Origin of the sequence: Nakamurella sp. (assembly GCF_048594475.1) — a bacterium.
In the GTDB taxonomy this organism is placed as follows: Bacteria; Actinomycetota; Actinomycetes; order Mycobacteriales; family Nakamurellaceae; genus Nakamurella.
On the sequence record NZ_JBMDXT010000141.1, the window covers coordinates 1 to 4964 of the forward strand.

Annotated in this window: 4 protein-coding genes and 2 pseudogenes; all 6 read left to right on the forward strand. The window is 73.7% G+C overall.

Annotation, left to right across the window (positions count from 1 at the left end; all coding sequences use genetic code 11):
- A pseudogene (locus ACOJUF_RS07110) lies at positions 1 to 922 on the forward strand (PhoH family protein); the annotation flags it as partial.
- Positions 923 to 962: 40 nt separating this feature from the next.
- Positions 963 to 1535, forward strand: coding sequence for an rRNA maturation RNase YbeY (gene ybeY, locus ACOJUF_RS07115; protein ID WP_420121166.1), 573 nt, complete (start codon positions 963 to 965; stop codon positions 1533 to 1535).
- A pseudogene (locus tag ACOJUF_RS07120) lies at positions 1532 to 2908 on the forward strand (hemolysin family protein); the annotation flags it as partial. The gene ybeY and the pseudogene ACOJUF_RS07120, both read left to right, overlap by 4 nt.
- A gap of 293 nt (positions 2909 to 3201) precedes the next feature.
- Positions 3202 to 3546 (forward strand): cytidine deaminase, encoded by a 345-nt coding sequence (locus ACOJUF_RS07125; RefSeq protein WP_420121167.1) that lies wholly within the window; start codon positions 3202 to 3204, stop codon positions 3544 to 3546.
- On the forward strand, positions 3543 to 4472 hold the full coding sequence (era, locus tag ACOJUF_RS07130) for a GTPase Era (RefSeq protein ID WP_420121168.1): 930 nt from the start codon (positions 3543 to 3545) through the stop codon (positions 4470 to 4472). The genes ACOJUF_RS07125 and era overlap by 4 nt, the downstream gene beginning before the upstream one ends.
- Before the next feature lie 72 nt (positions 4473 to 4544).
- Positions 4545 to 4964: hypothetical protein (locus tag ACOJUF_RS07135; protein WP_420121165.1), on the forward strand; the 420-nt coding region annotated here is incomplete at its 3' end.

Here is a 4964-nt window from a genome sequence, read left to right on the forward strand (position 1 = left end):
AAGGGGTCGGCCGGTGACGTCGCCCTGGCCGAGCGCACCCTGCAGGAGCTGCTGGCCCTGCAGGAGGCCGGGTCGGTGCTCACCCCGGACACCGTGCGGCGCACGATCGGCATGCTCGCGGCCCCGGCCGGCGCCGGCGGCGCGGCCGGCGCCGAGTCGCCATCCGCGGTGCTCGGGTTGAACATCCTGTCCCGCCGTGGCCGCACGATCCGGCCCAAGACGGTCAACCAGAAGCGGTACGTCGACGCGATCGACGCGCACACCATCGTCTTCGGCATCGGGCCGGCCGGCACCGGCAAGACCTACCTGGCGATGGCCAAGGCGGTCCAGGCGCTGCAGGCCAAGCAGGTCAACCGGATCATCCTGACCCGCCCGGCGGTCGAGGCGGGGGAGCGCCTCGGCTTCCTGCCCGGCACCCTGTCCGACAAGATCGACCCCTACCTGCGGCCGCTGTACGACGCGCTGCACGACATGCTCGACCCGGAGTCGATCCCGCGGTTGATGGCCGCCGGCACCATCGAGGTCGCCCCGCTGGCCTACATGCGGGGCCGGACGCTCAACGACGCGTTCATCATCCTCGACGAGGCGCAGAACACCACGCCCGAGCAGATGAAGATGTTCTTGACCCGGCTGGGCTTCGGGTCCAAGATCGTCGTCACCGGCGACGTCACCCAGGTCGACCTGCCCGGTGGGCAGCGCTCCGGCCTGCGGGTGGTCCGGGACATCCTGGCCGACATCGACGACATCTCGTTCTCCCTGCTGACCTCGGGCGACGTGGTGCGGCACCGGCTGGTCGGCAACATCGTGGACGCCTACGAGCGCTGGGACGCCGATCGGGAGACGGCCCGGGACACCGACGGCCGGCCGGTGCCGGATCGCGAGCGGGGCCGCCCGCCGGGGCGGTCGGGCCGGCCGACGCACCGGTCGTCGGTGGCCCACCGGAAGGCTCCGGAGGGGGACCAGTGACGATCGAGGTGGCCAACGAGTCCGGCTACCCGGTCGACGAGATCGCGCTGGTCTCCGTCGCCCGGTACGTGCTCGACCGGATGGGGATCAACCCGCTGGCCGAGCTGTCGGTGCTGCTGGTCGACGTCGACGCGATGACCGAACTGCACGTGAAGTGGATGGACGAGCCCGGGCCCACCGACGTGATGAGCTTCCCGATGGACGAGCTGGACACCGCGCGCCGGCCGGACGAGTCGGGTCCCGGCCCGGCGCTGCTCGGGGACGTCGTGCTCTGCCCGGCCGTGGCGACCGAGCAGGCCACCTCCGCCGGGCACGCCCTGCAGGACGAGCTGCACCTGCTGACCGTGCACGGCGTGCTGCACCTGCTCGGGTACGACCACGCCGAGCCGGCCGAGGAACGCGAGATGTTCCAGCTGCAGAACGAGCTGCTGGACACCTGGCGGGAGCGGCAGGCGGCCGGCGCCCGCAAGGCGCGGCTGGCCGCCGCCGACGCGGCCGTGCTGGACACCGTCGGCCTGACCCCGGGCGAGGTCGGCCCGCGCGACGCGGATCCGAGCGGGCGGAGCTGACCGTCGTCGTGGACGGTCTTGACGCACTGCTGCTGGTGCTGGCGGCTGCCCTGGTGCCGATCGCCGGCATGCTGGCCGCCGCCGACGCGGCGATCACCATGGTGTCGCCGGCCCGGCTGGAGGAGATGGCCCGGGAGGGCCGGCGCGGCGCGTCGTCGTTGCTGACGATCACCGAGGACCGGCCCCGCTACACCAACCTGCTGTTGTTGCTGCGGATCACCGCCGAGATCACCGCTACGGTGATGGTGGCCAAGGTGGCGCTGACCGGGCTGGGCTTCCAGTTCTGGGTGGGCGTGCTGCTGGTCGCGGTGATGGTGCTGGTCACCTACGTGGTGATCGGCGTCCTGCCGCGCACCATCGGCCGCCAGCACCCCTACAGCGTCGGGCTGGCGCTGGCCGGCCCGACCCGGGGGCTGGCCAAGCTGCTGGCCCCGGTGGCGTCGTTGCTGATCCTGATCGGAAACGCGATCACCCCAGGGCGCGGCTTCCGGGAGGGCCCGTTCTCCTCGGACATCGAACTGCGCGAACTGGTCGACATCGCGGGCAGCCGCGGGGTGGTCGAAGAGGCCGAGCGGGAGATGCTGCAGAGCGTCTTCGATCTCGGCGACACCATCGTCCGCGAGGTGATGGTGCCGCGCACCGAGGTGGTCTGGATCGAGCGGGACAAGACGCTGCGCCAGGCGCTGACGCTGGCCAGCCGGTCCGGCATGTCCCGGATCCCCGTGATCGGCGACGATCTGGACGACACCCTGGGTGTGGTCTACCTCAAGGACATGGTCGCCCACGCGCTCACCCTGGACCCGCAGGACGCCGGACCGGTGCTGACCGAGCTGATGCGGGCGCCCGTCTTCGTCCCCGAGTCCAAGAACGTCGACGATCTGCTGCGCGAGATGCAGCGCGACCGCAGCCATTTCGCGGTGGTCGTGGACGAGTACGGCGGCACCGCCGGCATCGTCACGATCGAGGACATCCTGGAGGAGATCGTCGGCGAGATCACCGACGAGTACGACGCCGAGACCCCGGCGCCGGTGGAACCGTTGCCCGGCGGCGCGTTCCGGGTCTCCGCGCGGCTGCCGGTCGAGGACCTGGGCGAGCTGTTCGACGTCGAGCTGGACGACGACGAGGTCGACACGGTCGGCGGGCTGCTGGCCCAGCTGATCGGGCGGGTGCCGTTGCCCGGCTCGGAGGCGTCGGTCGAGGGCCTGTTCCTGCACGGCGAACCGGGCGTCGACCGGCGGGGCCGGCCCCGCGTGCAGACCGTGCTGGTGCGCCGCCTGACCCCGGCCGAGCTCGCCGCGCAGGAGGCCGAGCGGGAGCGGGAGAACCGCGAGCGCGAGGACCAGCTGCGGGCCGAGGAGCGGGAGAACGCCGAGCCGGACGAGGCCGGCCGGGGGGACACCGGGCCGGACCCCACCGATCGTCCCGCCGGCCGGGACGCCGGCCCGGCCCCGGACGGGGCCGACCGGCCCAAGTCGCGCAAGAACCACAAGAAGAAGGCCACGCCGCCGGCCGTCGAACGGCCGGAGCCGGACGCGGATCCGGCGGTCCCGGACGGTGCGGCCCCCACCGCGGTCCTTCCGGTCGACGGGGCCACCGGCGGGTCCGGGACGGACCCGTCGCCCCGGCCGGCGCACCCACTGGAACGAGCAGAACGGAACCCGAGCCGATGACCGAGTCACCCGACGCGCCGTTGGATGCCGAGGACGCCAAGCTGGTCACCCTGGCCCGGGGGGCGCGCGCCCGCGCGGGAGCGGCCGAGGGCGCGGCGGTCCGGGACGAGGACGGTCGCACCTACGCCGCGGCCACCGTCGCGCTGCCGTCGCTAACGCTGACCGCCTTGCAGGCCGCGGTGGCCGCCGCGGTGTCGTCCGGGGCGCAGGCCCTGGAGGCGGCGGTCGTCGTCGGCACCGCCGCTCGGATCGATCCGGCCTCGGCCGCCGCGGCCGGCGACCTGGGGGTCGCCACGCTCGTCCTGGCCGGGCCCGACGGTGCCGTGCGGAGCCGGTCCTGAGTACCGCCGGCCCGGCCGGGACCCCGTTCCGCTCCGGCTTCACCTGCTTCGTCGGCCGGCCCAACGCCGGCAAGTCGACCCTGCTGAACGCGATCGTCGGTGAGAAGGTCGCGATCACCTCGGACAAACCGCAGACCACCCGGCGGGCCGTCCGGGGCATCCTGACCCGGCCGGACGCCCAGCTGGTGATCGTGGACACCCCCGGCCTGCACCGGCCGCGCACCCTGCTCGGCGAACGGCTCGACGACCTCGTGCGGTCGGTCTGGGCCGACGTCGACGTGATCGGGTTCTGCCTGCCGGCCGACGAACGGGTCGGTCCCGGGGACCGGCGGATCGCCGCCGACCTGGCCGAGCGGGTGGGCGGGACGCCCGTGGTCGGCGTCGTCACCAAGATCGACAAGGTGTCCCGGGAGCGGCTGGCCGAGCACCTGCTGGAGGTCGCGCAGCTGCTGCCCGACCGGGACGTGGTGCCGGTGTCCGCCGTGGCCCGGGACGGGGTGGACACGCTGATCGATCTGCTGGTGGCGCGGCTGCCCGAGGGTCCGATGCTCTACCCGGACGCCGAGTCCACCGACGAGCCGGTGGAGACCCGGATCGCCGAGCTGGTCCGCGAGGCCGCGCTGGACGGCGTGCGCGACGAGCTGCCGCACTCGCTGGCCGCGCTGGTCACCGAGATCCTGCCGCCGGATCCCGATGCGGCCAAGCCGGTCACCAAGGTGTACGTGACGCTGTACGTCGAGCGGCCGTCCCAGAAGCCGATCGTGCTGGGGCCCAAGGGGTCCCGGTTGGGCGCGGTGGGCCGGCGGGCCCGCCTGCAGATCGAGGAGTTGCTCGGCGGCCGGGTCTACCTGGACCTGCACGTCACCGTGGCCAAGGACTGGCAGCGCGACCCCAAGCAGTTGCGCAAGCTCGGCTTCGACGGCTGATCGGCCGCGCCACGCCGGGCCGCGGGCGGCAATTCGGTACGCCGGCGCAGTCCGGTGTGTCATCATCCGAGCATGGGCAGGCATGCCAGGGGGGCAGTTCGTTCGCAGGTCGTCGCGCGGATCGCCGGGATCGCGGTCCCGGCGGTGCTGATCGTGGCCGCCGGCTGGTTCTGGGTCGCCGGTGCGACCGGCCCGTCGTCGCTCGACTCGACCGTCACCGGGACCGCCGTCGTCGTCTCCTCCCTGCCCTGCCAGAACGGTGACGAGGGCACCGTGGTCGACGTGCAGGACCCGGCCGGCCAGCCGGCCGGCACCACCCGGCGGGCCACGTTGGACGCCTGCGGCCACCGTCCGGGTGACGTCGTCGCGGTGGAGTACTCGACGGCCGACCCCGGGCGGGTCGCGCCGGCCGCCGTCACGGCGGGGGCGGACGATGCGTCGGGCCGGCTGCTGCCGCTGGGGCTGATGCTGGCCGCGCTGCTCGGGGTGGCC